We start from the raw sequence: 2,735 nt of genomic DNA, 5'->3' as shown, positions 1-2,735 counted from the left end.
CTATAGAAATTTATTATAATCGCACATGTGACTATTAAGCACTAAAATATTTTAGGGGGATAATTAGATGTCAAATTTTAACTTGTTCACAAAAAAGACACTCGGGATACTTGATATCATTCGCATTCCTATTCATTACTGTCCCTTTTATTCTATTTCAATTGCAGTTGTTAGTTTTTTCAGTGGTGTAGTTCCAACACTTTCATTGCTAGCTGTTTCATACTTCATCAATTCTTCAATCAGATTTTTTACAGAAGGTTCAGGGGCAGCTCATATAAAGTTATCTGTATTGGCAATTGTTTTATGTTCACTGTATTCGAGTTTGTCTCCTTTATTATTAGAGTATCTTAATACTAAGCTTGAAAATATTTTAAGAGAGAATTTTTTTATTTCTTTAATAGGAAGGGTTGCATCACTTAAATATGAATATTTTGAGGATGACCAGAGTTTAGACTTAATATCTAGGGTTTCTAGACAACCTGAGACTCAATGTGTTAAGTCTTATGGACAGGTTTTGGGAGCATTTAGTCTAATACTTAAGATTCTAGGAATTATGGGTGTGCTTCTATTTAAGGTTGCGTGGGCGGCATTAGCAATTGCATTTATAGCAATACCAACATTCCGTATTGCGATAAGAGGCGGTAAGGAAAATTATGAAGCGAATCGAGAGTCTGAAAAACATATAAGAAAAGCTGGGTACCTATCAGAAATTTTGATAGGAAGAAATGCTGCTAAAGAAAGAACTCTTTTTAACTACTCAAAGAAGATTAATGATTCGTGGCATAAGCAATACGAAGTTGCTAGGAATCTCAAGTTTAAAGCCAGTTTAAAATGGTTAAAGGAGTCTGAAATTGGTGGAATTTTAACTTCCTTACTGATAGCGGTTATTATCTTAATTCTTGTGTTTCCGCTGAAAAGAGGTTTATTGTCTATAGGACTATTTATTTCTATTGTTAATAGTACGATATCGCTAATTCCAGATTTGGCTTGGCAATTGCCGGAGTATACTGAAGCAATAGCTCAATCCAAAGAATACTTAGAAGATTTTACGAGTCTATTGTCATTAAAGTATAAGAATGAGTACTTATGCGTTTCATCAGAGAATAGAGTTTTAGTGAATCGCATAGAATTTAGGAATGTAACATTTCGATATCCAGGAACTAAACGCGATGTTTTAAAGAACCTTAACCTTGTTATTGAAAGCGGAAAGCATTATGCTCTTGTTGGAGCTAATGGTTCAGGAAAGACAACAATCACTAAATTACTAACAGGATTGTATGAGGAATTTGAAGGAGATATTCTTATTAACAATATTTCAATCAAGATGTACAGCCAGGAGGAATTAAAATCCATGTTTGCTGTGGTATATCAAGATTTTGCAAAATACGAGATTTCTTTGAAGGATAATATTACATTAGGAAATGTGAATGGTTATAGCACTCAACGTTTTCAAGAATCAATTGAAGAAAGTGGATTAATTGAGTTAGTACAAGAACTACCTAGAGGCATTGATAGCTATATTGGAAGAATTATAAAAGATAGTCTTGATTTATCAGGAGGACAGTGGCAACGAATTGCAATGGCAAGAACACTGGTAAGTAATGCATCGTTGAGAATTTTAGATGAACCAACGGCAGCACTAGATCCAGTAAGTGAGAGTCGGCTTTACGAGAACTTTGAAAAAATTAATCATGGGAAGACAACACTTCTCATTAGTCATAGATTAGCTTCAACGAAACTTGCAGACGTTATATATGTGATTGAAGACGGAGCTGTAAGCGAGCATGGTAATTTTAATGAACGAAAAATGGTTCTTATGCAGAAATGTTTCATAGTCAGAGGAGGTGGTATGAGAATGAAAACTAATAAAAAATCTTCCTTCCTTACAATTGTTCAGGCCTTTCGGAAAGTAGTTGGTGCCTGTCCAATGTACTTCCTATTTATTTGCATTATTGACTTGCTATTGGGTTTAACACTTGCCCTTAATACTGTAGCACTTGACCGCTTTTTTAACGTTATTGGTAAATATATTACTGGTGAAGCAATGTTAGCAAGAATAATTGGTTCTTTTATATTACTTCTTCTTTGCATTTTAGCGAACCCAGTATTGAATGGAATAAGTACAGTTTTTGGTTTGGATTATGAGCGTAAAGTTACAGGAAAACTTGAAAAATTGTTTAATCAGAAATGTGCCATGCAGAAAACAGCTTGTTTTGAGGACACTTCTTTTTTAGATGATATCAATAAGGCTCATGAAGGTGTAAAAAATAGTGTATCACTTATAACAGGAATTGTGGATACTACACTTATCTACATACCATACTTTATGATTATAGGTATTTACCTTTGTAGGTTAAAACCAAATTTAGTTATAATTATCTTTCTATTTTCTCTCCCTGTTATGCTTTCTCAAATGTTTAAAAGTAGATTATATGCTCGACTTGAAGATAAGGCTGCACCGTTACGTAGAGAGTGCGAGCATTATGAGGAATGCATCATTGGAAAAGAAAAGTTGAAAGAAACAAGATTACTAGGAGCATATAATTTCTTTATTAAGAGATATAAGAATAAATTAGAAACACTGAATGACGAAATTATTAATACTCAAGTTAAATCAATAAGAATTGAGCTGTTATTTAAAATTTCGGCATTATTGGGACATATACTTACACTTTTATTGCTTATTAAGTATCTTTTTGACGGTTCTATTTCAGTAGGAAATTTTGGTGCTGTTT

Annotated in this window: 1 protein-coding gene; it reads left to right on the top strand. The window is 32.9% G+C overall.

Going from position 1 to position 2,735, the window contains the following annotated elements; translation table 11 throughout:
- Nucleotides 1-67: 67 nt before the first annotated feature.
- Nucleotides 68-2,735, top strand: a 2,668-nt coding sequence (locus RTW14_RS18500) for an ATP-binding cassette domain-containing protein (RefSeq protein ID WP_312654268.1), incomplete at its 3' end; no start/stop codon positions are given.

Origin of the sequence: Aminipila sp. (genome assembly GCF_032051575.1) — a bacterium.
Lineage (GTDB): Bacteria > Bacillota > Clostridia > Peptostreptococcales > Anaerovoracaceae > Aminipila.
This window is presented reverse-complemented; position numbering and strand designations above follow the sequence as displayed.